Source organism: Pseudooceanicola sediminis, from assembly GCF_003575965.1.
Lineage (GTDB): Bacteria > Pseudomonadota > Alphaproteobacteria > Rhodobacterales > Rhodobacteraceae > Pseudooceanicola > Pseudooceanicola sediminis.
This window is the reverse complement of sequence record NZ_QWJJ01000003.1, coordinates 32,289-56,791: the sequence shown is the minus strand read 5'-3', so window position 1 is coordinate 56,791 and position 24,503 is coordinate 32,289. Positions and strand designations below refer to the sequence as shown.

26 protein-coding genes are annotated in these 24,503 nt (G+C 65.1%); 2 read left to right on the top strand and 24 right to left on the bottom strand.

Annotated features, from left to right (window positions below; translation table 11 throughout):
• Nucleotides 1–212: 212 nt before the first annotated feature.
• The 3 genes from DL237_RS03955 to rocF form a co-directional block, all read right to left on the bottom strand.
• Nucleotides 213–626: a response regulator gene (locus DL237_RS03955; protein ID WP_119397747.1), complete on the bottom strand. Its 414-nt coding sequence runs from the start codon at nt 624–626 to the stop codon at nt 213–215.
• A gap of 202 nt (nt 627–828) precedes the next feature.
• On the bottom strand, nt 829–1,881 hold the full coding sequence (locus DL237_RS03950) for an ornithine cyclodeaminase (RefSeq protein ID WP_119397746.1): 1,053 nt from the start codon (nt 1,879–1,881) through the stop codon (nt 829–831).
• Between the two features lie 10 nt (nt 1,882–1,891).
• A complete protein-coding gene (gene rocF, locus DL237_RS03945) occupies nt 1,892–2,818 on the bottom strand; it encodes an arginase (RefSeq protein WP_119397745.1) in 927 nt (308 codons plus the stop codon).
• A gap of 127 nt (nt 2,819–2,945) precedes the next feature.
• Here rocF and DL237_RS03940 point away from each other — a divergent pair, with 127 nt between their 5' ends.
• A complete protein-coding gene (locus tag DL237_RS03940) occupies nt 2,946–3,380 on the top strand; it encodes an Lrp/AsnC family transcriptional regulator (RefSeq protein ID WP_119397744.1) in 435 nt (144 codons plus the stop codon).
• On the opposite strand, the gene DL237_RS03935 is transcribed toward DL237_RS03940, so the two are convergent.
• The 6 genes from DL237_RS03935 to DL237_RS03910 are packed head-to-tail and all read right to left on the bottom strand — an operon-like array spanning nt 3,377 to nt 9,260.
• Entirely contained in the window at nt 3,377–4,819 is a 1,443-nt protein-coding gene (locus DL237_RS03935) for an aldehyde dehydrogenase family protein (protein ID WP_119397743.1), read from the bottom strand. The genes DL237_RS03940 and DL237_RS03935 overlap by 4 nt on opposite strands.
• The gene (locus DL237_RS03930; RefSeq protein WP_119397742.1) at nt 4,819–5,550 is read right to left on the bottom strand and encodes an MBL fold metallo-hydrolase; all 732 of its coding nucleotides are present in this window, start codon (nt 5,548–5,550) and stop codon (nt 4,819–4,821) included. Before DL237_RS03930 ends, DL237_RS03935 begins: the two co-directional genes overlap by 1 nt.
• Before the next feature lie 2 nt (nt 5,551–5,552).
• Entirely contained in the window at nt 5,553–6,599 is a 1,047-nt protein-coding gene (locus DL237_RS03925; protein ID WP_119397741.1) for an ABC transporter ATP-binding protein, read from the bottom strand.
• Entirely contained in the window at nt 6,596–7,363 is a 768-nt protein-coding gene (locus tag DL237_RS03920; protein WP_119397740.1) for an ABC transporter permease, read from the bottom strand. Before DL237_RS03920 ends, DL237_RS03925 begins: the two co-directional genes overlap by 4 nt.
• The gene (locus DL237_RS03915; protein WP_119397739.1) at nt 7,360–8,211 is read right to left on the bottom strand and encodes an ABC transporter permease; all 852 of its coding nucleotides are present in this window, start codon (nt 8,209–8,211) and stop codon (nt 7,360–7,362) included. Before DL237_RS03915 ends, DL237_RS03920 begins: the two co-directional genes overlap by 4 nt.
• Complete coding sequence (locus tag DL237_RS03910) at nt 8,208–9,260, bottom strand: extracellular solute-binding protein (RefSeq protein WP_233544855.1); 1,053 nt, start codon at nt 9,258–9,260, stop codon at nt 8,208–8,210. Before DL237_RS03910 ends, DL237_RS03915 begins: the two co-directional genes overlap by 4 nt.
• Before the next feature lie 124 nt (nt 9,261–9,384).
• On the opposite strand from DL237_RS03910, the gene DL237_RS03905 reads away from it, so the two are divergent.
• A complete protein-coding gene (locus DL237_RS03905) occupies nt 9,385–10,011 on the top strand; it encodes a TetR/AcrR family transcriptional regulator (RefSeq protein ID WP_119397737.1) in 627 nt (208 codons plus the stop codon).
• 29 nt (nt 10,012–10,040) lie between these two features.
• On the opposite strand, the gene DL237_RS03900 is transcribed toward DL237_RS03905, so the two are convergent.
• The 15 genes from DL237_RS03900 to DL237_RS03830 form a co-directional block, all read right to left on the bottom strand.
• Entirely contained in the window at nt 10,041–10,850 is an 810-nt protein-coding gene (locus DL237_RS03900; RefSeq protein WP_119397736.1) for an IclR family transcriptional regulator, read from the bottom strand.
• 27 nt (nt 10,851–10,877) lie between these two features.
• Nucleotides 10,878–11,339, bottom strand: a complete 462-nt coding sequence (locus tag DL237_RS03895; protein WP_119397735.1) for a flavodoxin domain-containing protein — start codon at nt 11,337–11,339, stop codon at nt 10,878–10,880.
• Nucleotides 11,336–12,640 (bottom strand): FAD-dependent oxidoreductase, encoded by a 1,305-nt coding sequence (locus DL237_RS03890; protein WP_119397734.1) that lies wholly within the window; start codon nt 12,638–12,640, stop codon nt 11,336–11,338. The genes DL237_RS03895 and DL237_RS03890 overlap by 4 nt, the downstream gene beginning before the upstream one ends.
• 15 nt (nt 12,641–12,655) lie before the next feature.
• On the bottom strand, nt 12,656–13,396 hold the full coding sequence (locus DL237_RS03885; protein ID WP_119397733.1) for an SDR family oxidoreductase: 741 nt from the start codon (nt 13,394–13,396) through the stop codon (nt 12,656–12,658).
• Complete coding sequence (locus DL237_RS03880) at nt 13,396–14,898, bottom strand: aldehyde dehydrogenase (RefSeq protein ID WP_119397732.1); 1,503 nt, start codon at nt 14,896–14,898, stop codon at nt 13,396–13,398. Before DL237_RS03880 ends, DL237_RS03885 begins: the two co-directional genes overlap by 1 nt.
• Before the next feature lie 7 nt (nt 14,899–14,905).
• Entirely contained in the window at nt 14,906–15,709 is an 804-nt protein-coding gene (locus DL237_RS03875) for an aspartate dehydrogenase (RefSeq protein ID WP_119397731.1), read from the bottom strand.
• 5 nt (nt 15,710–15,714) lie between these two features.
• Nucleotides 15,715–17,442, bottom strand: coding sequence for a thiamine pyrophosphate-binding protein (locus DL237_RS03870; RefSeq protein ID WP_199671960.1), 1,728 nt, complete (start codon nt 17,440–17,442; stop codon nt 15,715–15,717).
• Nucleotides 17,408–18,199 carry an SDR family oxidoreductase gene (locus DL237_RS03865; RefSeq protein ID WP_119397729.1) on the bottom strand — a complete coding sequence of 264 codons (792 nt, stop codon included), beginning with the start codon at nt 18,197–18,199 and terminating at the stop codon, nt 17,408–17,410. Before DL237_RS03865 ends, DL237_RS03870 begins: the two co-directional genes overlap by 35 nt.
• A 4-nt stretch (nt 18,200–18,203) precedes the next feature.
• The gene (locus DL237_RS03860) at nt 18,204–19,136 is read right to left on the bottom strand and encodes a VOC family protein (protein ID WP_119397728.1); all 933 of its coding nucleotides are present in this window, start codon (nt 19,134–19,136) and stop codon (nt 18,204–18,206) included.
• Entirely contained in the window at nt 19,133–19,975 is an 843-nt protein-coding gene (locus DL237_RS03855; protein ID WP_119397727.1) for an alpha/beta fold hydrolase, read from the bottom strand. The genes DL237_RS03860 and DL237_RS03855 overlap by 4 nt, the downstream gene beginning before the upstream one ends.
• Nucleotides 19,968–20,771, bottom strand: coding sequence for an ABC transporter permease (locus DL237_RS03850; protein WP_199671957.1), 804 nt, complete (start codon nt 20,769–20,771; stop codon nt 19,968–19,970). The genes DL237_RS03855 and DL237_RS03850 overlap by 8 nt, the downstream gene beginning before the upstream one ends.
• A gap of 83 nt (nt 20,772–20,854) precedes the next feature.
• Nucleotides 20,855–21,844, bottom strand: coding sequence for an ABC transporter substrate-binding protein (locus DL237_RS03845; RefSeq protein WP_119397725.1), 990 nt, complete (start codon nt 21,842–21,844; stop codon nt 20,855–20,857).
• Between the two features lie 155 nt (nt 21,845–21,999).
• Nucleotides 22,000–22,779, bottom strand: a complete 780-nt coding sequence (locus DL237_RS03840; protein WP_119397724.1) for an ABC transporter ATP-binding protein — start codon at nt 22,777–22,779, stop codon at nt 22,000–22,002.
• A gap of 29 nt (nt 22,780–22,808) precedes the next feature.
• Nucleotides 22,809–23,447 carry a pentapeptide repeat-containing protein gene (locus DL237_RS03835; RefSeq protein ID WP_119397723.1) on the bottom strand — a complete coding sequence of 213 codons (639 nt, stop codon included), beginning with the start codon at nt 23,445–23,447 and terminating at the stop codon, nt 22,809–22,811.
• On the bottom strand, nt 23,447–24,499 hold the full coding sequence (locus tag DL237_RS03830; protein WP_119397722.1) for a Rieske 2Fe-2S domain-containing protein: 1,053 nt from the start codon (nt 24,497–24,499) through the stop codon (nt 23,447–23,449). The genes DL237_RS03835 and DL237_RS03830 overlap by 1 nt, the downstream gene beginning before the upstream one ends.
• Between the last annotated feature and the right edge of the window lie 4 nt (nt 24,500–24,503).

Here is a 24,503-nt window from a genome sequence, read left to right as displayed (position 1 = left end):
GCCGCCGACCGTTTCACATCGCTGCAATCCGAGGCTCAGGGCTCAGGGCTCAGGGCTCAGGGCTCAGGGCTCAGGGCTCAGGGCTCAGGGCTCAGGGCTCAGGGCTCAGGGCTCAGGGCTCAGGACGCAATGCGGCATGCAATCCTGATGGAGAAGATATTCTGGAACGCGCCAGACCGCCCCTGATGACTGCTGAAGGGGGGGCGAGAGCATCAGGGGGCCAGCAGCTCGTTTATGACGTCGTTCAGGTATGAGGGCGAGACCGGTTTTTCCAACCGCCTGTTCGCGCCCACACTCTCGGCGATCTTCAGGAAATGGCTGTCCGTGGGACCGCCCATCACACCCGACAGGGCAATGACAGGCACGTCGAATGCCGTGGCCTGTTCGCCCTTGCGCGCCCCGTTGCGGATATAGCCGATCAGCCGAAGCCCGCCATTTGAAACCAGCACACCCTTTTGACGCACGAACAGATCGCTGACCACCAGATCAAAGCGTTCCTGTCCGACGCGATCAATGGCGGCCGCCGCATCTGCGGTGACCGTCACGTCATGCCCTTCGCGGATCAGAATCATGGCAAGCAGTTCGGCCTGATCCTGATCGTCTTCCATCAGCAGGATCCTGGCCATTGGCGCGCCCTTGTCCCAACTCGTTCACACAGCAGTCCTACCGCAATGGTTGCACACCACGCAACGCTTACGAGGTTAAAATTGGCTAATTCTCTTCCCGCTCGCCTGACTGATCGCTCGGGACCGATACCCCCTACCGATACCCCCTACCGATACCCCCTACCGATACCCCCGCCTATGAGCCCGCGGGCGGACACGGGCCTCAGACGGCACGCCCCAGCATTCCGAACAGATCACGCGGGTCGTCGGGATCGGCCAGCAGATCCAGCGGCTGGCTGAATCCGGTGCCGGCCACCCGATCCGCGACAAAGCGCAGCGCCGAGAAATCCTCGATCGCGAAACCGACGCTGTCGAACAGGGTGATCTGCGAGGGGCCCTTGCGCCCGGGAACCTCGCCCCGCATGACCTGCCACAGCTCGGTGACGGCGTGATCGGGGGCAAGTTGCTGGATCTCGCCCTCGACCCGCGTCTGGGGCGGGTATTCGACAAAGATCTCCGACCGCATCAGGATGTCGCGGTGCAGCTCGGTCTTGCCCGGGCAATCGCCGCCGATGGCGTTGATGTGCACGCCGGTGCCAACCATGTTGTCGGTCAGAACGGTGGCATATTGCTTGTCGGCGGTGCAGGTGGTGATGATCTGCGCACCCTCGACCGCCTGCATGGCGCTGTCGCAGGCGGTCACGTCAAAACCCTGCGCGACCAGGTTGCGCGTGGCCTTTTCCGTGGCGGCCGGGTCGACGTCGTACAGACGCAGGCGGTTGACCCCCAACAGGGCGCGAAAGGCCATCGCCTGAAATTCGCATTGTGCGCCATTGCCGATCATCGCCATGACCTGCGCATCCTTCGGCGCGAGGTATTTGGCCACCAGCGCCGAGGTCGCCGCCGTGCGCAGCGCCGTCAGCACCGTCATCTCGCTCAGCAGGATCGGATAGCCGTTGGCAACAGACGACAGCACACCAAAGGCGGTCACCGTCTGATACCCTTGGCGCATGTTCGCCGGGTGGCCGTTGACGTATTTGAATCCGTAGTTTTCGGCATCGGCGGTCGGCATCAGCTCGATCACGCCATCCTTGCTGTGACTGGCGACGCGGGGGGTCTTGTCGAATTCGGGCCAGCGCAGAAAGTCGGCTTCGATATACCCGGCGAGGCCGCGCAGGAACTCCTCGACCCCCGTGGCATTCACAAGGCGCATCATGTTGTCGACGCTGACAAAGGGCACATAGGCCAGCGCAGAGGGTTCGGGGCGGTCGGTCATGGCGTGATCCTCAATAGCTCTTGGTCTGACGGTCCAGCACGCGGCGGCCAAACAGGCTGGCCGTCAGGTCGCGCAGCAGCTTGGCAGTGCGTCCGAATTCGTCCAGAAAGGGGTTCAGCTCGACCAGTTCGAGCGAGGTGACGAGGCCGCTGTCGCAGAGGGTTTCCATGATCAGGTGCGCCTCTCGGAAGGTCATGCCGCCGGGCACCGTCGTCCCCACAGCCGGGGCAATTTCGGGATCGAGGAAATCGACATCGAAGCTGACGTGCAGCATCCCGTTGGCCGCGCGGACACGTTCCAGAAAGGCACGCAGCGGCGCGAGAATGCCGACCTCGTCGATGGTGCGCATGTCGTTCACGTCGATCCCGAGGTCGTCGATCTTTTGCGCCTCGGCGGCGTCGACCGACCGGATGCCCATCAGGCAGATGTTTTCGGGATCGACGGCGTGGGCCAGCGGCGGATAGGCATCGCACCCCGGCTGGCCGGTAAAATAGGCCATGGGCGTGCCGTGGAGATTACCGCTCTCGGTGCTTTCGGGCGTATGCAGATCGGGGTGGGAATCGAGCCAGAGCACGAACAGCGGGCGGTTCTGTTCGGCGGCATGGCGCGCGACGCCGGGCACTGTGCCGGCCGCCATCGAATGATCGCCGCCCATGAAGATCGGCAGGTCGTGATCGCGCGCGGCCTGGTAGGCGGCCTTTTCCAGCACCTCGATCCAGGCGCAGGTTTCGGCAAGGTGATGCAGCGCGCCGTTGGCATGGGCCATCGGAGTCTGCGGTGCGATGGTCAGGTCACCCAGGTCGCTGACCTGCCAGCCGAGCCGTTCAAGCGTCTCGAACAGACCAGCGGTGCGCAGGCTGTCCGGCCCCATGATGCAGCCGCGCTGCGACGCGCCAGTTTCGATGGGGGCGCCGAGAAGGGCTGTCGTGCGGGTCATGGTCTGCTCCGTGGTTGGGGAATAGGTTTGGATTGCGGTCATCATGCCAGTGGGAAAGATCAATTTCACATGCTATATTGATCAAAATGGCGTTATTTCTGATCATATCGAAAGCTAATCCGACAAAATGGCAAAACCTGAGCTGTCCGACACCGACCGCGCGCTGATTGCCGCATTGCGCGCCGATGCCCGTGCCTCGGTCACCGAACTTTCGCAGATGCTGGGCGTCTCGCGCACCACAGTCAAGGCGCGGCTGGACGGGCTGCTGGCCGAGGGGCGGATCCGGCGGTTCACCATCGAGACGGATGTGGATGTCGAAGGACAGGTACGGGCCATCACGATGGTAGAGCTTCAGGGCCGCATGTCACGCGCCGTGACCCGCACGTTGGCGCGCATCCCCGAGGTTGCGACGATCCATTCGACCAATGGCGCCTGGGATCTGGTGGTTGAGATCCGCGCGGAAAGCCTGGCCAGTTTCGACCGCGTTCTGCGCGACATTCGCGAAGTGCCCGGCGTGCTGAACAGCGAAAGCAGCCTGCTGCTGAGCCATGTGTCCGGTTAGCGCCACGCATCCGGCAGGCTGATGGTCTTGATCTCGACGAATTCGTCCAGCCCATGCGCGCCGCCCTCGCGGCCCTTGCCCGACAGGCCGTAGCCGCCGAACGGGCTGCCCCAGCCCAGCCCCTGCCCGTTCACATGCACCATCCCGGCATGCAACGCGGCACACAGGCGCAGGGCGCGCGCGCGGTCGCCCGTCTGCACATAGGCGGCAAGGCCATATTCGGTGTCATTGGCAAGGGCGATCGCCTCGGCTTCGTCCGCGAAGGGCGTGATCGCCAGCACCGGGCCAAAGACTTCGTCGCGCCAGATGGCCATGCGCGGCGTGACATCGGCAAAGACCGTCGGGCGCGCGAAATGCCCCCGATCCTGCCCATCGGGGATGCCCTCGCCCCCGGCCAGCAGGCGCGCGCCATCGGCGAGGGCGCAGGCGATATGGCCCTGCACGCGCTGCCACTGCACGCCGCTGGCCAACGGGCCGATATGGTCGCCCGGGCGCGACGGATCGCCGACCTGCGTGGCCTCGGCCTCGGTCCGCGCGATGTCGCAGACGCGGTCATAGACGCGCGCCTCGACCAGCATCCGGGTGGGCGCGTCGCAGGACTGGCCGGTGTTCAGAAAGCATTCCGCGACCGAGGCGCGCACACGCGTCTCAAGGGCGTCGCCGCAATCGGCAAAGATCAGGTTGGGCGATTTGCCCCCCAGTTCCAGCGCGACACGTTTGACCGTGGGGGCGGCCGCCTGCGCGACCTCGACCCCTGCGCGGGTCGAGCCGGTGAAGGAGATCAGGCGCACCCCCGGATGGCGCGACAGGGTTGCCCCGGCGACGGGTCCGGTGCCGTTGATCAGGTTGAACACGCCCGGCGGCACGCCTGCCTCGTCCAGCAATTCGGCATAGAGCATGGCCGACAGCGGTGTCAGTTCCGACGGTTTCAGCACGCAGGTACAGCCCGCCGCCAGCGCTGGCAGCACCTTGAGCGTGACCTGGTTCAGCGGCCAGTTCCACGGCGTGACAAGAGCGCAGACACCCACGGGTTCCTTGACCACCCTGTCGCCATTGGGCAGACCTTCGGACCACGCATAGGTTTCAAGCGCCTCGAGGAAGCCTTCGAGATGCCCGGTGCCGACCGCCGCCTGATCGGACCGCGCCATGGAGATCGGCGCACCCATTTCCGCGCTGATCACGGCGGCCAGATCATCGAGGCGCGCCTCGGTCACGGCCAGCAGGCGTTTCAGGATCGCGATACGCTCGGCCACCGGCGTGGCGGCCCAAGCCGGGCCCGCAGCCTTTGCCGCGGCAACCGCGGCGTCGACATCATCGCGGCTGGCCAGGGTAATTTCGGCAATCACCTCTTCGGTGGCGGGGTTTTCCACGTCCAGTCGCGTGACCGAAACCGGTGTGACCCATGCGCCGCCTATGAAAAAGCGCGTGCGATCCTGCATCACCCGGCCTCCTTCGCGTCCAGCCAGGCGCGGATGATGGCGCGGTGACGCTCTGCCCCGTAGCTGGGGAAATGCCCGCCGTGCACCACGCGCACCGGCAGGTCGAACAGGCGCACCATCGAGCGGTGATAATCGCCCGCGTCGGCATGATAGGTGTCTTCGATCAGCGGACCGTCATAGACGATATCACCGGAAAACAGGATGCCCTGCGCCGCCTCCCACAGGGCGATCCCGCCGGGGGAATGGCCGGGCGTGTGAATAACCTCGAAGTGCCGGTCGCCAAGGTCGATCACATCGCCATCCTCCAGCAGGCGCGTCGCCGGGGCACCGGGGATCGCGTAGCTGGAACTAGCGTAGGGCGCGGGGGGCAGCGCGTCAAAGATATCGTCGCTGACGTAGGGGTCGGCCAGCGTGGCGCGGTTGTCGGGATGGGCAAGGATCGCGGCCTCGGTACGGTGCACGCACCGGTCGGGAAATTCGTGGTGACAGCCGATGTGGTCGAAATGGGTATGGCTGGCGATGGCGGTCAGCGACCGTTCGGTGACCAGCGGCACCCAGCTGCGCAGCGACACCACGCCCATGCCGCTGTCGACCAGCATGTCGCGGTCACGGCCCCGCACGTGCCAGCAATTGCAGCGATAGAATTCCTTGATGAAAGGTTCGCTGATCAGCGTGACGTCATCGCCCTTGCGCGTGACGCTGTACCAGTCCTGGGGGGGCATCCGTCGCATGATCACGGCTCCGCAAATAGCCCAAGGTCGCCTGTCTCTGCCACAAGGTCCAGCACGTCGTCCGGCCCGGGCAGATGATCGGGGGGCAGATGTGCCACCAATACCATGTCCGGCGCGGCCTGCGGCACCAGGTGCGCGCGCACATGCGTGCCGAAAAAGGCCGCGTCGCGCACCCGCGCCGGGCCGATGTGCAGGCGGTCAACGCTGGCCTGCCCGATGCGGATCGCCTCGGGGCGCAGGGTCAGCACCAGTGGGCCGGACGCGGGGGCCGGTCGCGGCACCGCACCGAAGGCGCAGGTCACGACCCCGGCGGTTTCATGGGCGGGAATGCGGTTCATCTCGCCCATGAAACCAGCGGCGAACAGGCTGGCGGGCTGTCGATAGATGCGCGCGGGTGGGCCCTGATCCTCGATCCGGCCCGCGTTCATCACGACGATGCGGTCGGCGATTGCCATCGCTTCCTCCTGATCATGGGTGACGTGCACGAAGGTCGTACCGACCTCGCGCTGGATCGCCTTCAGCTCGTCCTGCATCGAACGGCGCAGCTTGAGGTCGAGCGCGCCGAGAGGTTCATCCAGCAACAGCACCTCGGGGCGCACGGCCAGTGCGCGGGCCAGCGCGACGCGCTGACGCTGGCCGCCCGACAATTCATGCGGGCGTTTGGAGGCAGCGGCACCAAGGCCGACCAGCGCCAGCATTTCGTCGGCGCGGGCGTGGCGGAGGCGCCGCCCCTGCCCCGCCATGCGCAAGCCAAAGCCGACATTGTCGCGCAGCGACATATGCGGGAACAGCGCGTAATCCTGAAACACGGTGGTCGTGGGGCGGCGCGCGGGGGCAACGCGGCTCATGTCGCGGCTCCCGATCAGCACACGGCCCTGATCGGGCATCAGAAAGCCGCCCAGCACCGACAGCAGCGTGGTCTTGCCACAGCCCGACGGCCCCAGCAGCGTGACGTATTCGCCCGCCCCGATGGCCAGGGAAATGTCGCGCAGCGCGCGGTAGCTGCCGAACCAGTGGTTCACGCCCTCGACAGTGACAGAGGCAGTCATTTGCGGCCTTTCAAAAGGGTCGTTTCCAACAGCACCACGATGGCCACCGACACCAGAAAGACGAGGCTGCCGATGGCGTTCAGTTCCGGCGACAGGCCGGATCGCAGCATCGACCAGATCTCGACAGGCAAGGTGACGTCAAAGCGGGTCAGCAGAAAAGAGATGATGAATTCGTCCCACGACAGCGTGACGGACAGAAAGAATGCCGCCGCGATGGCGGGCATCAGCATCGGCACGGTGATCAGCAGCACCACCCGCGCCTCATCCGCGCCGAGGTCGCGGGCGGCCCGTTCGGCGTTCTGCTGTTGCGCGCCCATGCTGGCATAGATGATCGCGAAACACAGGGGCAGGTTGATCACCACGTGCCCCACCCCGGCGGTGACCAGCGACAGGCCCAACCCGAGGCGCTGCACCACGATCAGCAGGCCCAGCCCGATGATCAGGTAGCTGACCGTCATCGGCGCGATCAACAGCCCCCGCACCAGGGCAGACCCCGGCAAGGCATGACGCGCCAGCCCGTAGGCCGCGCCGAACCCGAGCGACACCGCCACCGCAGAGGAGCAGAGGGCCACCAGCAGCGAATGCAGCAGGGCGCGCATCAGGTCGCCGTCGGACAGGATCGCGGCGTACCATTGCAGGCTCGGCCCGTCGAAGGGCGGCACCGGCAAACTGCCTGACTGGAACGAGAACAGCACCAGCGCCCCCACCGGCAGGTAGATGAACACGAAGGCCGCGATCAGGTAAGCAACGGACAGCACCCTCATATCCGATCCAGCCTCAGCCAGCGGGCAAAGGCCAGGTAGGCCAGTGTCACGATGCCCATCAGCACCAGCGCCAGCGCCGCCGCCAGCGGGAAATCGGCCCGTCGCCCCAGTTGCACCATGATGACCTGCGGCACCGTCAGCTCGGTATTGCCGCCCAGGATCTGCGGCGTGATGTAATCCCCGATGCACAGCACAAAGGTCAGGAAGGCGCCGGTCATGATCCCCGGCAGGGTCAGCGGCAGGATGACATGGCGAAAGGTCTGAAATGCGCTTGCCCCCAGATCCATCGCGGCACGGCGATAATTCGGCGGCAGCTGGATCAGGTTGGCATAGATCGTCAGCACCAGCAGCATGACGAAGAAATGCACGAACCCCGTCACCGTGGCAAACCGGGTATTGGCCAGCGTCACCGGCTCGGCAATCATCCCCAGCCAGATCATCGCCTTGTTCACCACCCCCTCGCGCGCCAGCACCAGCAGCCAGGCGTAGGAGCGTACGACATAGCTGGTCCAGAACGGCAGGATCGACAGCAACAGCACCAGCCGCTGCCAGCGTTTCGGCACGCGGAACGCGATGATCCAGGCCAGCGGATAGGCCAGCAGAACCGAAACGACCGTCACCGTCAGGGTAATTTCCAGCGACACGATGATCGCCCGCCAGAGGTACTTTTTCTGCGCAAGCGCCGCGTAATTGTCCAGATGCAGCCCCCAGATCAGGGTCCGCCCCTCCATCGTCGCCAGGCTCATCGCGCCCATCACGACGAAGGGCACGACAAAGAACGCCAGCGTCCACAACAGGGCCGGGGCGGCAAAGCCCCAGCCCCGCAGGGTGTCCCGGCTCAGGGTCACTGTTGCAAGGTCTCCAGCCACAGGTCCTGCATCTCGATATCCAGATCGGCATCGGGCGCGGGATACAGCTGCGCCTTGGCCAGGTATTCAGGCTGGCTGTCCCAGCGCAGCGTTTCTTTCTGGTCCGGTGTCAGGTGATCGCCGGCCAGCTTGTTCGCCGGCATCCCCCAGAAGCAGGACGAGGTTGCCAGCCGCGCCTGCCCCTCTGGACTGACGATGTATTTCACGAACTCCAGCGCCAGATCCGGCTGTTCACTGTCGGCCAGCACGCCAATGCTCTGCGACCACATCACCGCGCCCTGATCCGGAATCGTCCATGTCAGGTTGGGCTGTTCGCCCTCCAGCACCGCTGTCAGCCACTCACCACCGCCCACGACGATATCGACCTCGCCTGTCGCCAGCGCGGTCTGCGCGGCCACGACACCCGCGACCGAGGCCGCCGCGCTGCGCATCTTGCCCAGGGTTTCGCCCAACGCGGGCAGATCGGCGGCGGTGATATCGGTTGTCTTGATGCCGTCGGCCATGGCCGCCAGCCCGATCACCGGCAGGTAATAGTCATAGATCGAGATCTTGCCGGAATACTTGTCGGACCAGACCTTGCCCAGGTCCTGCATATCCGCCGCGTCGACCTTGTCGGCGTTGTAGCTGATGGTGTTGTAGCCGAATTTTTCGGTCACGGCATAGGGGGTGCCATCGACGGTGTTGTTGGCCTCCATCACCACTTCGGGAAAGAAATCGGCTTCGGGCAGATCGGCGGCAGGCAGCGGGGCCAGTATGCCCGCCTCGACCGCGCGGAACACGTCGATACCATCGACGACCAGCACATCCCAGTCGCCCGGGCGCGATTGTTCCAGCAGGGCCAGCGCGGCGCCGGTCCCTTCGTATTCGCGCAGGTTCACCTTGACGTCGAACTTTGCCTCGAACGGTTCGATCAGCGCCGGATCGGTGTGATCGCACCAGACCAGCGCATTCAGTTCCTCGGTCGCCTGCGCCGCCCCGGCCAGACCGGCCAGCGCCGTGCTCATCAGCAGCAGTGGTGTACGTTTCATCATCACAATCTCCCTGTTGTGGGGGGTGTGGCCAATTCTTTCGTGGCCCTCCTGACAAAAAAGTTGAATGGGTTCATTTTTATAGTCAACATCAAATCAACCTGAGATGCGGAAAGCGGGACGGATGGCCAAGACCGGATTAAGAGAGCGGCAGAAAGCAGCACGCGAGGAACGGATATTGCACGCCGCCGTCACGTTGTTCCGCACCGAGGACTACCGATCGGTTCGAATCGAGGATCTGGCCGAGATGGCCGAGGTTTCGGTCGGAACGGTCTATAATTACTATCGCACCAAGGGCGATATCCTGATCGCCTGCGTCGCGATGGAGGTGGAGGAAGTTCTGGCGAACGGCCGTCAGATCCTGTCAGCCCCGCCACACGATGTTGAACAGGCGCTGCTGGGTCTGATCTTCGGCTATTACGATCATTCGCTGGAATACCTGTCCAAGGACATGTGGCGGCAGGCGCTGGCCCTGTCGATCGAGGCGCCGGATACGCCCTACGGGCGGCGCTACTGGGATCTGGATGCGCGTCTTTGCGGCCAGGTGACGGACCTGATCAGACTGCTGCAATCGCGCGGCGAGGCGCAGCGCGATCTGGACGCCAGTGCACTTGGCCAGTTGCTATTCAACAACCTGAACATGATGTTCATCGAATTCGTCAAGACAGACGCGATGACGCTGCAACACCTACGCGATACCGTCACGATACAGACGCGCCCGATTGCCCGGATGATCGCAGGGGCGACATGATCCGTATCGGGTGTTTCTGACCCTGCCGGTCAGCCCGCGACCTGCGGCGCGCGCCATCCCAATGCCTCGGAAATCTCGGCAGCGCAGGCGCGGATGGCAGCGGCGTTCAGCTCGGCCTGCTCCGTACCCGGTGTGAAATCGGAATTCGACCCCGACAGGTTGATCGCCGCGATCACCTTGCCCGCATGATCGCGGACGGGACAGGCGCAGGACCCGATCATCGGTTCGAAATTCTCGTCGCTCCAGACGATGCCGCGGGCACGGTCCTGCTGCAACTGGCGGTGCAGCTCTTCGGGCGAAGTCGCTGTGGCGGCTGAATATTCCGGCATGGCCTTGCCGGTGTAGAGCCCGAACAACTCGGGCTCGCTCAGATGGGCCAGCAACATGCGCCCCATGGTCGTGGCATGGGCTGGCAGGCGGGTGCCTTCGCGAACATTGCTGACCAGACGGGCCTCGGGGACCTCGCGCAGCAGGTATACCACGTCCCGCCCATCCAGCACCCCAAGGTGCGCCGACAGGTGCGTGCGCCGGGCCAGCGCGGCCAGCCGGGGCCGCGCCGCCCGCAGGATGTCCCGGTTCGACAGCGCCTCGGCCGCCAACCCCAGCAGACCGACGCCCAGGGCATAGCCGCGCGCGTCATCCACCCATTCGATCATCCGTTCCTCGGCCAGCGTATTCAGCAGCCGGATCAAGGTGGTGCGGTTGATCCCCAGCGTCTTGGAGGTCTGGCTGATGTTGATGCAGCCATGCCCTGCCCCGACATGCCGCAGCACCTTGATGGCGCGCGTCACCGGCGGCACCGTATAGAGCGTTGTTTTTTCTTCTGTTTCGTCGCTCATATCCGGGCCCTCGGGGGTTATGTCTGTTCAGGTTTCCGCGAACAGGTCAGCGGCTTGCGCGATCCGGTCATCGGCCCAGGGCAATGCCAGGTCTTCGGCCATGTCCGACCCCATTGCATCGTGGATGGCGCGATCGCCCACCTGTTTCGCCCCATGCTTCACCAACAGCGCGGCCAGTTTTTCCGACCCCTGATTGTACGTCTCGTAGCTGCTGTCACCCAGCCCGAAGATGGCGAAACGGATCGCGGACAGATCTGTCCCGGCCGTCTCGAGCGTATCTGCAAATGGTTGTGCCGAGGCAGGCAGATCGCCATCGCCGTAGGTCGAACAGACCACAAGGTGAAAGGTATCTGCATCCAGATCGGCAGGATCGATATCATTCAGATTGGCCAAGGCGACCTCGTGATCGTCTGCCAGGTGGGTTTCGATATCTTCGCACAGCATTTCGGCATTGCCGGTCTCGGTGCCATACAGCAGTTGAATTTTCATTCATCGGTCTCCGGTGTTGCTGGGCCGGGTGCCGGGGCACAGGCCAGGGCCAGCAGTGTCTCAAGATCGGCGACCTTTGCCCTGACCCGTCCGTCAGTGCAAGCCGCCAGTTCCGCCGCGTCGATGCGCAGCCAGCCGTCGTAATCGGTCAGGTCCGGGTGGGTCGCGACCAGCGCGGCGCGGCCCGGTTTTTCACCGCCCTGCCCAGTGGCCTGCCCGGTGGTCTGCCCAGTGGCCTGTCCAGTGGCAAGATCCGCGACAATGCGGGTCGCAAGATCCTGCGCTGCAAGGCGATTATCGGGAATCGTGCCTCTCGGGCCCCGACAGAACCAGCCGGCCAGGTACAGCCCCTTGTCCACCACGCCGGTTTCACGATCCTCGGCCTGCGCCAGCAGATCGTCGCGCAGTCCGGGGATGTGGCTGTCAAAGCCGATGGCGGTGATGACGCTGTCACACGACAGGCCCAGCTCCTCGTCGCCCCGGCTGAAGTAGGCCGCGCTCACACGGCCCTCTTCGCCGCTCAGCCGCTCAGGCTTCCAACCAAAGCGGAAGGTCACCTCGTGACTGGCCACGGGAACGTCCTGCGGCAGCGCGGTCACGGCGGCGACGCGGGGATCATCGTCGTGCCCCTGTGACAGCTCGATCCCATCCAGCGCAAAGCGCACATGCTCCAGCTTGGCCAGCTCCTTGACCATGACGGGATCGAACTTGGCCTCATGCGCCGGCGACCGGCCCAGGATGTCGATCTGCGCGACGCCCGCGCCGGTGATGTGATCGGTGTGGCGCGGATGCAGGTCCGATCCGTCGAAATCCGGCTCCTGCTTGGCAAGGATGCGCAATACATCCATCGCCACGTTCCCCTGCCCCACGATGACGACACGGTTTCCGAGGTGCGGCACCTGGGCGGCTTCGTCGGGGTGGTCGTTCCAGTGTCGCGTCACGGCACCTGCTCCGGTGATCCCGGCCAGATCGCGCCCGGGCAGATCCAGCTCGCGGTCCTTTGACAGGCCAAGTGCCAGCACCACGACGTCGTAGGCCGCCCGCAGCTCGTCCAGCGTCACCGTTTCACCCAGTGTCACGTTGCCGATAAAGCGCACGCCCTGCCGTTCAAACAGCCGCGCAAACTGGCGCGATACCGCCTTGGTGCCCTGATGGTCGGGTGCCACGCCATAGCGTACCAGCCCGTATGGCACCGGCAGCCGGTCGAGGATATCGACCTCCAGCGTCTTGTCGAGCTTGAGCAGCGCCTGCGCGACGTAGCAACCCGAAGGCCCCGCTCCGACAATGGCGATCTTAGGCATGACGCGGCGCTCCCTTCAGTTGAACACGAAACCGTTGTCGACCGGCATGGTCTGCCCGGTCAGCGTGATCGCGGGTGGCGAAACAAGAAAGGCGGCAACCGCAGCCACGTCGCCCGTGCCCTGCTTGCCCGGCACGGCGCGGCCCGTTTCGTACAGGTCATGGCGCGCCTGCGGCACATATTCCGTGCTCTCGGTCGTCAGGATACCGGGCGCGATCGCGGTCACGCCCACCTGATCCGGTCCCAATTCGCGGGCCAGGCTGCGAGTCATCGCCATGATCGCCCCCTTGGACGAGGTATAGGTCAGCAGGTTCGGCGCGCCCCAAAGGGCGGTATCGGACGCAAGGTTCACCACCCGCCCCGACCCCGACGCGATCAGCGCATCCGAACAGGCGCGGATCATCAGCCAGGTGCCGCGGACGTTGACCTGCATCACCTTGTCCCAGACCGCGATGTCGATGTCACGAAACCCGATACCGCCGATGCCCGTGGCAATCGCTCCGTTGTTGATCAGTCCGTGCAGAGGGCCGTCCAGACCAGCACCAAGCGCGGCGATGGAGGCCGGGTCGGACAGATCGGCAAGGCGCAGCTCTCCGCTGCCGCCGGCCTCTTTCAGCGCGGCAAGGCTGGCCACCCCCAGCTCTTCGTTGAAATCCGACAGGATGACATGCGCCCCAGCCCGACCACAGGCCAACACGATGTCGCGCCCAAGGCCGCCCCCGGCCCCCGTCACCAGAATATTACGTCCGTTCAACATCATGACTGTCCTTCAATTCGTGCCCAGGGGTGCGGTTGCCCGGTCAGGTCCGCGTAGATCCCCTTTTGCCGCTGCCAGACCCGCAGGCCGTCGCGGCCCTTTTCGCGCCCCATGCCAGAGGCCCCGTCGCCGCCAAACGGCGTCGAGATCGAAAATTGCTTGTAAGTGTTGATCCAGACGGTGCCCGCCCGGATCGCCTCGGCAAGACGCCAGGCGCGGGGAAAGTCGCGGGTCCAGATACCGCAGGCCAGACCATAATCGTTGTCGTTCGACATGGCGATGACGTCTGCCTCGTCCTCGAACGGCAAGACCACCAGGACGGGGCCAAAGATCTCTTCCCGGCAGACCTGCGCGTCATTGCTCAGGCCGGCAATGATGGTCGGCATCAGGTAGCTGCCCTGCGACAGGGCCTCGCCCGCAGGGCGCGTCCCACCGCAGAGGATCTGGCCGCCCTCGGCCTTTGCCATCTCGATATAGGCCTCGACGCTGTCGCGGTGCTCGGCACAGATCATCGGTGCGACCTGCGTTGCCGGATCATCGGGCGCACCGACGATCAGCGCCTTTGTCGCCGCCACCAGCTCGGCCACGAAATCGTCATAGATCGCGCGTTGCACGAACAGGCGCGACCCGGCGATGCAGCTTTGCCCGGAGGAGGAGAAGATGCCGAACAGGATACCGGCAATCGCCAGTTTGCGATCGCAATCCTCAAACACGATGGTCGGGGATTTGCCCCCCAATTCCAACGAAACGGGCATCAGCTTTTCGCCCGCCTGCGCCGCCAGCCGCCGCCCCGTCACCGTACCGCCGGTAAAGGCGACGCGCCCGATCTCGCGGTGTTCGACCAGCAGGTTGCCGACCTCGCGTCCCGCGCCGGGCAGCACCGAAAGCAACCCTTTGGGCAGGCCCGCCTCTTCGCAGATTTCGGCCAGCACCAAGCTGACCATCGGTGACCAGCTCGACGGTTTCAGCAGCACCGCATTGCCCGCCGCCAGCGCCGGGGCAAGTTTCTGTGCGTCCGAGGCAATGGGCGAATTCCACGGTGTGATCGCCGCGACCACGCCGATCGGTTCATGCACGCTGGCCGTCAGCGCCGTGGCGCGGCGCGCCGTCAGCGCATCATCCGCGGTTTCCAGCACCGCCGCGAAATAGCGGAATGTGCCCACGGCCGAACCCGCCAGCGCCGCCGTCTCACCACGTGTCTTGCCGGTATCGCGGCTTTGCACATAGGAAATGCGGTCGATGTTCGCCTCGATCCCGTCGGCAATCCGATGCAGCAGGCGTGCGCGCACATGCGGCAGCATCCCCCGCCACGCGGGATCGGCCTGCGCCAGCTTGGCCCGCGCAATCGCGCGTTCCCCATCGGCCCGCGAGGCCCCCTTGAACGCCATGTTCAGCGACCCGTCATGCGGGTAGGTCGAAGTGATTTCAGCGCCTGTGCCGTCCTCCCATTCGCCAGCGACGAAAAGGCGGCCATCAGGCAGGGCGTGGGTCATGTCTTTCATGGCATCCTCAAACGGTGATCGGGGCGGTCTGGTTCAGGACCGTCCGCGCCAGCGCGTAAACCGTCGAAACGGAGGTTTTCGGGTTTTCGGGCGAAGGTTTCCCCTCAAGCGTGACCGTGAAGTCGAGCGCGCCGGAGCGTACGGTGAATTCGTGGATATTGGCCGTGACGGTCGGATCCGCGACCATGCGCACCTGCGTTGCCTCGAACCCTGCCCCGGCCAGCGCGATGGTGGCCGCGACATTGGCGTTCTTGGGATAATCGGTGGCGGCCTGGCGTGCGGTGCCTTCGTAAAAGGTCGTGGCCTGCGTCAGGCCCGGCAGGTCCAGCGCGTCATCGGCGGGGGTGCCGCGCCACGCCATCGGCGGCTTGCGAGAGGTATAGGTCACTGAGGTGATGCCCGACAGGCGCGCCGCGGCCAGCATGTCGATCCCGCCGACCGCGCCGCTGGAAAGATGCGCCTGCGTATGGCCCGCCTCGGCGGCCTCGCGCACCGCCGTTTCCAATGCCGCATCGGCCAATGCGCCGACCGACACGATCAGCACCGGCAGACCTGCCCGAAGGCACTCCAGCACCGAGGTTTTCACCGCCGCGTGCGTCGCGGCCTCGACCACCAGCGACGGGGCCGTAGCGATGAACGCGCCGGTGTCCTCATGCACCGTCACGGCGATATCCCCGAAGGCCGCGCGGGCAGCACTGGCGCGCCCGGGGCGCACCAGCACGTCTATGCGGGACGGCAAGGCGCCCTGCTGGCCCAGTATCCGTGGCAGCAGGGTCGCGATGTTGCCGTATCCGATCAGTCCCAGATGCATTGGCGTCACTCTGCCTTGCCGGCCGCACCGGCGGGCGGCCCGGCAAAGGACTGCGCATAGGGACCGATGGCGCACATGTCGACTTCGAGGACAACCGGACCGGGCCGCGCGATGGCCGCGTCCAGCGCCGATGCGAACTCCTTGATGTCCGACACCAGCATGTGCGGAAGGTTCACAGCATCGCACAATTTGCCAAAGTCGGGCGTGTTGAGCGCCGAATAATGACGACGGCTGTCGTATTGCGCGTCCTGGATGTTCTGGATCACGCCGTAGGCCGCGTCGTTCATCAACACGTAGACCAGCGGGGCCTCTTCCTGCACGGCGGTGATCAGCTCGGCAATGCTCAGCATCGCGCCGCCATCCCCGACCAGAGTGATCGCCTTGGGCGCGCCGGGCTTTTCGAGCGAGGCAAGTGCGGCCCCGATACCCATCGCGATGCCCTGTCCGATGCCACCGCCAAGCGCATGTACGCCCAGGCGCGGCTCGGCAATCTGCACATAGCGGTTTCCGAAGGTCGAATTGGTGATCGTCACGTCCCGCACCCAGGGGTGACGCCCCGGAAGAACGCGTTCCTGCAAAGCATCCGCGACCGTACGGTACGGCCCCAGCATCGCCCGCATCTCGCCCTCGGCCGTGGCACGGGCGACGGCAATTTCATGACGCAGGTTCGGGTCGGTATCCAGTTTTTCCGGCAGCAGCGCCAACACCCGGTCCAGCGTGTCGGCGGCATCGCCATGGATCATCATGTCGACCGGATAGTTGCGCCCGCCCTGGCTGGCCTCGGCGTCGATCTGGCAGATCGGCGGCAGCGGCATGGCGTTGTCCTTGGTTTCGTTGCCGCGCAGGCGCGACCCGACGACCACCATCAGGTCACAGCTTTCGTACAGGCGGATCGCATGGGGCGTCATGTTGAACGCCCCCAGTGTTGCCGGATGGTCCTCCGGCACCACACCACGCCCATTGGTCGAGGTGACGGCACCGATACCGCGATTGACCAGCGCGGTTGCGGCCTCCTCGGCGCCCTTGGCGCCACCACCCAGCCAGATCATCGGGCGTTTGGCGGCCATGATGCGCGCGGCCAGCGCCTCGATCTCGGACTGGTCCGCAATCGGTTTCACCACGGCGGGCTTGCCGATCTTGGCGCGACCCGCAACGGGCATACGCTGCACGTCCACCGGCACTTCGATGCTGACGGGACCGGAGGGCGCGGACAACGCCGCGCTCACCGCCGCTTTCAGGGTGCCAAGCGTCGCGTGATTGTCCCAGATGCGGAACACGGCCTTGGAGATGCCTTTCAGCATCTCGCGCTGCGTCGGCACGTCGTGGATCGGCGCACGATCGCGGTCGGCGAATTTCGTATCGACCTGCGTGGTGATGTGCAGCACACGGCTGCCCGCCGTCAGCGCCTCGACCTGACCGCCGGCGGCGTAACCCGCAGCGGTACCGGTCGAGGTCATGACCACGCCCAGACTACCCGAGACACGGGCATAGGCGTCGGCCATGTTCATTGCCCCCGCCTCGCCGCGTGCGGGCACGAAACGGATGCGGCCCTGGCGCGCAATGGCATCCAGGATCGGCATGTTGTGGATCGAGATCACCCCGAACAGGGTAGTCACGCCAAGGTCGGCCAGCGCCTCGGCAATCAGGTCGCCGACAATTTCCGGCTCTGCGGGGGTGACAGGCTGTGCAATGGCCATGTCAGATGTATCGTGAAACGCCGCCAGAGATTTCAATTTGAGCTCCTGTGATATAGGACGCAGCCGGGCTGGCGAGGAAGACCAGCGCGCGCGCTGCCTCCTCGGGTTTGCCAAGACGGCCAAGTGGGATTTTCTTTTTTGCAGCAAGGGCACCGAACCAGTCGTCGCGCGACTGGCCCTGATCTTCCCTTGCCTCGAAGCGGCGTTGCCACTGGTTTGAATCGACAAGACCGACGAGGATCGAGTTGACGCGGATCGCCGGGGCCAGTTCGACCGACAGCGATTTCAGCAGGCTCTGCACCCCGGCGCGGGCCGAAGAGGTGCAGACCATATGCGGTTCTGGCTGATAGGCCAGCAGCGAATTGGTCGCGGCGATCGCGCCCTGCCCGCTGGCCGCCAGCATGTCCTGAAAGGCGCGCACGGGGCGGATCTGGCTGAAATACTTCAGTTCCAGTTCATCACGCCAGGCCTGGTCGTCGGTATCGGCAAACGTCGACACCCGCCCCTGCCCGGCATTGTTGATCAGCGCAACCGCGCCGCCAAAGCGCTGCGCGACCGCCTCGGCAAAGCCGTTCACCGCCGCCTCGTTCAGCACGTCGACGGGCTGCGCCAGAATGCGCCCGGACCCGAATTCGGCGCCCAGCTCCTCCGCGACGGCGGCCAGCCGCTCGGCCCCGCGGGCACAGAGCGCGACATTCGCGCCCTCCTCCAGCAGCTGCCGCACCGCCGCCAGCCCGATGCCAGAAGACGCACCCGTCACCACGACCGTCTTGTCTGTCAGTCCCAGATCCACCAGATCACTCCCCGTTGGAGGGCGGAAAGCCCGGGTCGGGGCGGCCCATCATCACCGCGCGTTGCGCCGCCGTCGGCGGTCCTGCGGTCATCCACTGGTCCATCTTCTCGGGATCGTCGCGCGGCCAGACCTGCGGTTCGTGCGTCATCTCGTCAATCTTCTGCACTTCGGACGTGAATTCGATCACGAAGCCCGACGGCGACACGAAATAGGCGAAACAATTGTCGCCCGGCCCATGGCGGCCCGGCCCCCATGACGGCACGACACCATTCTGCCGCATCCGCCCGATCGAGCGCATGTAGGCATTGATGCTGCCGGTCTCAAAGGCGACGTGATTGACGCTGGCATAGGGCGCCCGCACCAGCGCGATGCAATGATGGTCCGCGCCCTCTTCCACGTCCGCCGCGGCGCGCAGGAATACCATCTGATCCGCCGAATAATCAGAAATGCGAAAGCCCAGAACATCCCGATACCATGCCTCGACGCCGTCCATGTCGGGGGTGTTCAGCACGCAATGCGTGATCTTCTGCGGGTAGGCGAAACGCTCCACCGGCTCCAGCATTTCCAGGTCGCAGGTAAAGCGCAAGCGGCGGAAATCGGGGTCCAGCATTTCAAAGCCGTAGCCGCCGATGGCATCGTCGAACACTGCCGGGCTGCCCAGCACATGCGCGCCCTTGTCGAGGACCTGCGCATGCAGCGCGTCGATCCCGGCGCGGTCGGGCATCCCCATGTGGATATACTCGATACCGTAATCCTTGCCGTCCTTCAGCGCATAGATGAACGGTTCGCGTCCCGTGCCGCGCAGGTAGACAACGCCATCCGCCTCTTTCGCGACGCTCAGGCCCCAGCTGTTTTCATAGAATTTCACGGTGCTGGTCATGCCGGGCGCCCGCATCACGATGCCGCGCAGGTGCCCTGCTCTGATGATCTCGCTCATGTCGTCCTCGTGTCAGGTTGGTCCAGTTCGGACAGGATCTCTTTCAGCGCCCCGGCAAACGCCTCCGGGGCCTCTGCGTGCAGGGCATGGCCCGCGGTCTCGATCACCCGCAAGGGCGCGCGCCCTTGCAGCGCGGTGGCCGCCCGGTCGGTCTGGGCGCGTGGGGTCACCACGTCGCCCGCCCCCCAGATCAGGCCCGTCGGCACGCGCACCTCGGCCAGGCTGGCCTCCAGCCTCCCCGAGGCCAGCATCCGCACCGCCTGCCCGTAGCCGGGCATCGTGACCGCCGCCATCGCGCGCTCGACCCGCGCCAACGCCTCCGCGTGCCCCACCGGATCGGCCAGCAGACGCGGCGCACGCTTGGCGGCAAAGGCCGCCGCGCCCTCGCTCTCAAGCGCGCTCAGCCGGTCGGCGGCAGCGTCGGACAATTGCCCGACCGCGCCGCCATGACCGCAGGCACAGGCGCCCAGCACCATCGCGTCGACCCGGCCAGGGTGATCGGCGGCAAAGCGCGCCGCCATCAGCGTCCCCAGCGAATGCCCCAGCAGGGTCACCCGCCCCAGCGACAGCGCCTCCAGCATCCCCAGCAGGGACGCCGCATAATCGCCCTCGACCGGCCAGTCGGCGTCCAGGGGGGCGGATGCGCCATACCCCGGCGCATTCCACGCGATCACGTCCCAGTCCCCGGGCAGATAGGGCAGCATCGGCGCAAAGCTGTCGCCACGTGATCCGATGCCATGCAGGCAGACCAGCACGGGGCCCCGGCCCGCACGGCGCAGGTAACTCACCCCCGCTGCCGTGCCGGGCTGAAACACCGTATCTGTCGCCAGATCAGCCATCGTTGCGCTCAAGGTAATGCAGCACGCGTTTTTCCACGGCGGCGACGGCGAAATACAGCGCCACGCCGATGATCGTCAGCAAGATGATCGCATCGAACACCATCGCGGTATTCGCCTGCCCCTCGCCATAGGTGATCAGAAAGCCGAGGCCGGTGTTGCCGCCCACCAGTTCACCCACGGTGACACCGATCACGGCAAGGGTGGACGAAATCCGCAGACCCGCGAACAGCTGCGGCAGCGACGACGGCAGCTCGATCTTCAGGAACATCTTCCAGCGGCTCATGGAATAGACGCGCGCCAGGTTCATCAGGTCCTGATCCACGGTCTTCATGCTTTGCAGCACGTTCACCAGGATCGGGAAGAAGACGATAAGAACGGTCACCAGCAGTTTCGGGATCGAATTATAGCCGAACCACATGATGAACAGCGGCGCGAACGCCACCTTGGGCGCGATTTGCAGCGCCAGGATATAGGGGGCCAGAACCCGCTCCCACAGCTTCGACATGCCCAGCAGATACCCGGCACCCGCGCCCAGCAATGCGCCCAGGCCAAAGCCGACGATGGAGGAGATCAGCGTCGAGATGAAGTTCGGCCCCAGATCCTCCTGTGCCCACATGCGGGCGAATTCGGCCATGCACTGGGAAAACGTCGGGATGATGTACCGCGGAACACCCAGGGCCGGGGGCAGGAATTCCCAGACCGCCAGGAAAAGCAGGCCAAAGCCCACCATCATGCCGACCTCTAAGGTCGCGCGCGATCCATTCCCCTTGACGGGGTTTACTTTCGTCTCGCTCACGCCGGTATCCTTTCCAGGCTTCGTGGCAGAGCGGCCCACCGGCCGCTCCACAGTCAGGGTTTCTTCCGCGGTAACACTCATTGTTATTCTGCCGTCACGAAGTCGTTGGAGTAGTAGTCGGCAGCAGGCTCAACCGAGGACACGATGCCCGCGTCGAGGTAGAATTCGGCAACCGCCTTCATGCGCGCCTCGTCAAAGGTGCCAAGGCTGTCCATGTCGTCGACCGCATAGACCAGGCTGTTGTAGCGGTTCATGACTTCCAGCAGGAACGCCTCCTTGCCCGCATATTGCGGGATCGACTCGGCCAGCAGCTTGGCGCTGCCTTCGGGGTCGGTCATGACGTCCTTAAGGCCGTGCAGCGTCGCCTGGACAAAACCGGTGACGACCTCGGGCTTGTTCTTCATCGTGTCTTCCGACGTCAGGACCGCCTGCGCCATGGCCGGGAACATGTCGTTGATCGGCTGGACCGCCACGTCGACGCCCGCACCCTCGATCGCCGCGGCCCAGTCGGGCGTGCCCGAGATCGCGTCAAGGTCGCCCGAGATCATCAGTTGCACCATGCCACCGGCGCCGACCGCCTGAATGTCGATGTCTTCCTTGGTCATGCCATTGGCGGCCAGGGCAGCCAGCAGGTTGTAATAGGTGGTGTCCTGATAGGCGATCACGCCGACCTTCTTGCCCTTCAGGCTGGTCATGTCGGTCGCACCGCTGTCGCTGCGGATGACCATCTGCGTCAGGGCCTTGCCGCCCATCAGCAGCACACCTTTGACCGGCAGACCGTTGGCGCGCACGATGATCGGCGTATCGCCGATACCGCCGCCCAGTTCCGCGTTGCCGACAGCAACCTGCTTGGCCACATCAGCGCCGCCCTTGCCGATCACCCAGTTCACGTCCAGGCCTTCGTCCTCGTAATAGCCCTTGGTCCGTGCCACCTGAAACGGCGTGAACGCCGGCAGGAAATCGGGGGCAGGATAGAGATAGGTCATCTTTTCCAGATCGGCGGCCTGCGCGGCAGGCACGGCGACCAGCGCCGAAAGCGCCACTGCGGCGGCTTTCATGAAGGTCATTTTCATCAGTATAACTCCCGGTTGGTATGGGGTGGTGTCTACGCTGTTGTCAGCTTGTTCAGATTGTTTTGGTCGTCTTTCCGTCGGGTGCCTGGGCACCCGCCGTTCCCTTCGTCAGATGCCGGGCATCCGCGTTTCCGTCTGCCGTAGGCGTTGCATCCTCAGGCGTCTTCGTTTTCCAGATGCAGCGCATCGAACAGCCGTTTCACATAGACACCGCATTGCGGCTCAAGGCTGCGTTGCAGCGGGTCCGTGCGGTGCGGCAGGTCGATTTCGAATTCGTCGACCACCCGGCCCGGGCGGCCTGACAGGACCACCACGCGGTCCGACATGATCACGGCCTCGTTCAGATCGTGGGTGATCAGCACACAGGTCACCCCGGCATCCGCGATGGTCCGGGCGAAATGGCGCTGCAACACCAGTTTGGTCTGCGCATCCAGCGCGGAAAACGGCTCGTCCAGCAGCACCAGCTCAGGCTCGATGGCCAGGGTGCGCGCCAGCGCCGCGCGTTGCCGCATCCCCCCCGACAGCTGGTGCGGATAACTGTCTGCGAAATCGGCCAGCTGCATCCGCTGCAATTCCGCCAGGGCGCGCTTGCGCCGCTCCGCCTTGTTGAACGGTTTTTCCTCCAGCCCGAACTCGACATTCTCGACGATGCTGCGCCAGGGCAGCAGCAGATCCTTCTGCAACATGAAGCCGACTTCGGGGCGGGTGCCCGTCACCTTCTCTCCGTCGATCAGAACCTGGCCCTCGGTCGGCCCATACAGGCCCGAAACCATGTTCAGGATGGTCGACTTGCCGCATCCCGACGGCCCGACGACGGCCACCAGTTCGCCGGGGGCCACGGAAAACGACATGTCCGTCACCGCCGTGACCGAATTTCCCGTCTTGCGGTCGCTGAACACCTTGGTGATGTTCTGTAGATCCAGCCGTGATGTCATGTCTGTCTGCCCTGTGTTGTCATGTCCGTTCAGCCCCAGATGTAACCAAAGCTGCGGATCTGCCGCGCCAGCGGCTGTGTCGGCGCCCCGATCGCAGATGGCGCAGCGACCCGCACCCCCCGCAACCAGTTGCGCCCGTGAACTTCCATGCCCGCCGCCGACACGCGGGCGCGAAACTCGGTATCGTCGGCCCAAAGCCCGCCGTAAGCCTCCGTCGCGTCGAGCGAGACGGCCGCCCCGAACACCGTGCCCGCCATCGACAGGCTGCCGAGGATCTGCATCCGGTCCAGCCAGGCATCGCCTTCCAGCACCGCGTTATCCAGCACCAGCGTGCCACGCGCCTCCGCACGGCTCAGTGTCAGATCTCGGCTGAAAGCTGCGCCGTCGAACCGCGCATCATGGGCAAAGACAGCGCCCGTCGCACTGACAGACCCCAGAAACTTGCAGTGGCGAAACCACGTCAGCCCCCGGAACATTGCACCATCCAGCCGCACCGGCCCCTCGAACGTGCTGCCGCTCAGATCGAACCCGCAGGGGGTGCAGCCGCTCAGATCCAGCGCGCCGGTCACCTGCCGCCCTGTCAGATCCAGCGCCTGGCCCGCCGCGAAGGGGGCCGCAAGGGCCTCCTTCACCGCGTCGGCCGTCATCGGGATCAGCGCATCAGGCATCAGGCGCTCTTCTTCCCGGCCTCGGCGGCGTCCAGCGCCTTGAAGTGCTCTTTCGCGCGCCGCACCATCATCTGGCGCAGACGGCTGACGCCGATGTCATGCTGATACAGCATCTCGCGGCGGCGGCTGTCTTCGGGAATGCTCTCCAGCATCACGCGGTCCTGCTCCAGCACGAACCAGTGACGGTCCTCCAGATAGGCACGGTACAGGAAACGCCAGCTCTCGGCCGCCAGCCCGGTAACCTGACGGCAGCGCCAGAAAAAGCTGTGGTGGGTATGTTCGTCGATCGCCGTGGCAAAGCCGATGATGCGGAACGGGCCACCCGGGCCGGCCCCGTCGGGATAGGGGATGTCCAGGCGAAAGAACATCGTGCCTTCGTCCATCACGACTTCGGTTTCGTCCAGGTTCACGCCCTTCTGGCCCATCCGCTCGATCAGGAAACCCTTTTCGGTGCGTTCCAGGTTCATCGTGTCCTGCTTGGCGCCGTATTGCAGGGTAAAGCTGTCCGAATGCAGGTAGATCGCGTGCATCGGGTCGGCGGCGTTGTCCAGGCTCAGACGATAGGAACAATCCCACCGCGTCATGCAGGGAAAGACTTCCCATTCGCCATTGGTGAATTCCACCGGCGGCTCGAACGGCGGCGCCTCGGGGCGGTCGGCGGACGGCAGATAGATGAACACGGCACCGGCGCATTCCTCGACCGAATAGGCGGTCAGCGCCTTGCGGCCCTCAAGCGCGCAATCGGGCATGGCGGGCACGCGGGCGACGGTGCCGGTGCCATCGACCATCACACCGTGATAGCGGCAGGCGATATTGCCCTCCTGCACCACGCCCAGGCTCAGCTTGGCACCGCGGTGCGGACAGAAATCCTCGACGCAGCGGATCTTGCCCGCGCCATCGCGCCACATGACAAGGTTCTCTCCGGCGATCTTGGTGGCAAAAGGCTTGCCCACCTTGACCGAGACGGAAACCGCCACCGGCACCCAGAAGCCGCGAAGCCCGCGGTTGATATACTCGTCGACGCGGTCGCGGGTATTGGCTGCGCTGTCCATTTCG

Bases quoted from the DNA above. Each gene is read 5' to 3' on its own strand.
- DL237_RS03840 (WP_119397724.1), bottom strand. From the start codon at position 22,779: ATGACATCACGGCTGGATCTACAGAACATCACCAAGGTGTTCAGCGAC.
- DL237_RS03895 (WP_119397735.1), bottom strand. From the start codon at position 11,339: ATGAAAATTCAACTGCTGTATGGCACCGAGACCGGCAATGCCGAAATG.
- DL237_RS03935 (WP_119397743.1), bottom strand. From the start codon at position 4,819: ATGCAGGATCGCACGCGCTTTTTCATAGGCGGCGCATGGGTCACACCG.
- DL237_RS03900 (WP_119397736.1), bottom strand. From the start codon at position 10,850: ATGAGCGACGAAACAGAAGAAAAAACAACGCTCTATACGGTGCCGCCG.
- DL237_RS03910 (WP_233544855.1), bottom strand. From the start codon at position 9,260: ATGAAACGTACACCACTGCTGCTGATGAGCACGGCGCTGGCCGGTCTG.
- DL237_RS03920 (WP_119397740.1), bottom strand. From the start codon at position 7,363: ATGAGGGTGCTGTCCGTTGCTTACCTGATCGCGGCCTTCGTGTTCATC.
- DL237_RS03845 (WP_119397725.1), bottom strand. From the start codon at position 21,844: ATGAAAATGACCTTCATGAAAGCCGCCGCAGTGGCGCTTTCGGCGCTG.
- DL237_RS03885 (WP_119397733.1), bottom strand. From the start codon at position 13,396: ATGTTGAACGGACGTAATATTCTGGTGACGGGGGCCGGGGGCGGCCTT.
- DL237_RS03860 (WP_119397728.1), bottom strand. From the start codon at position 19,136: ATGAGCGAGATCATCAGAGCAGGGCACCTGCGCGGCATCGTGATGCGG.
- DL237_RS03925 (WP_119397741.1), bottom strand. From the start codon at position 6,599: ATGACTGCCTCTGTCACTGTCGAGGGCGTGAACCACTGGTTCGGCAGC.
- DL237_RS03950 (WP_119397746.1), bottom strand. From the start codon at position 1,881: ATGACCGACCGCCCCGAACCCTCTGCGCTGGCCTATGTGCCCTTTGTC.
- DL237_RS03875 (WP_119397731.1), bottom strand. From the start codon at position 15,709: ATGCATCTGGGACTGATCGGATACGGCAACATCGCGACCCTGCTGCCA.
- DL237_RS03930 (WP_119397742.1), bottom strand. From the start codon at position 5,550: ATGCGACGGATGCCCCCCCAGGACTGGTACAGCGTCACGCGCAAGGGC.
- DL237_RS03905 (WP_119397737.1), top strand. From the start codon at position 9,385: ATGGCCAAGACCGGATTAAGAGAGCGGCAGAAAGCAGCACGCGAGGAA.
- DL237_RS03940 (WP_119397744.1), top strand. From the start codon at position 2,946: ATGGCAAAACCTGAGCTGTCCGACACCGACCGCGCGCTGATTGCCGCA.
- DL237_RS03955 (WP_119397747.1), bottom strand. From the start codon at position 626: ATGGCCAGGATCCTGCTGATGGAAGACGATCAGGATCAGGCCGAACTG.
- DL237_RS03855 (WP_119397727.1), bottom strand. From the start codon at position 19,975: ATGGCTGATCTGGCGACAGATACGGTGTTTCAGCCCGGCACGGCAGCG.
- DL237_RS03830 (WP_119397722.1), bottom strand. From the start codon at position 24,499: ATGGACAGCGCAGCCAATACCCGCGACCGCGTCGACGAGTATATCAAC.
- rocF (WP_119397745.1), bottom strand. From the start codon at position 2,818: ATGACCCGCACGACAGCCCTTCTCGGCGCCCCCATCGAAACTGGCGCG.
- DL237_RS03835 (WP_119397723.1), bottom strand. From the start codon at position 23,447: ATGCCTGATGCGCTGATCCCGATGACGGCCGACGCGGTGAAGGAGGCC.
- DL237_RS03890 (WP_119397734.1), bottom strand. From the start codon at position 12,640: ATGCCTAAGATCGCCATTGTCGGAGCGGGGCCTTCGGGTTGCTACGTC.
- DL237_RS03880 (WP_119397732.1), bottom strand. From the start codon at position 14,898: ATGAAAGACATGACCCACGCCCTGCCTGATGGCCGCCTTTTCGTCGCT.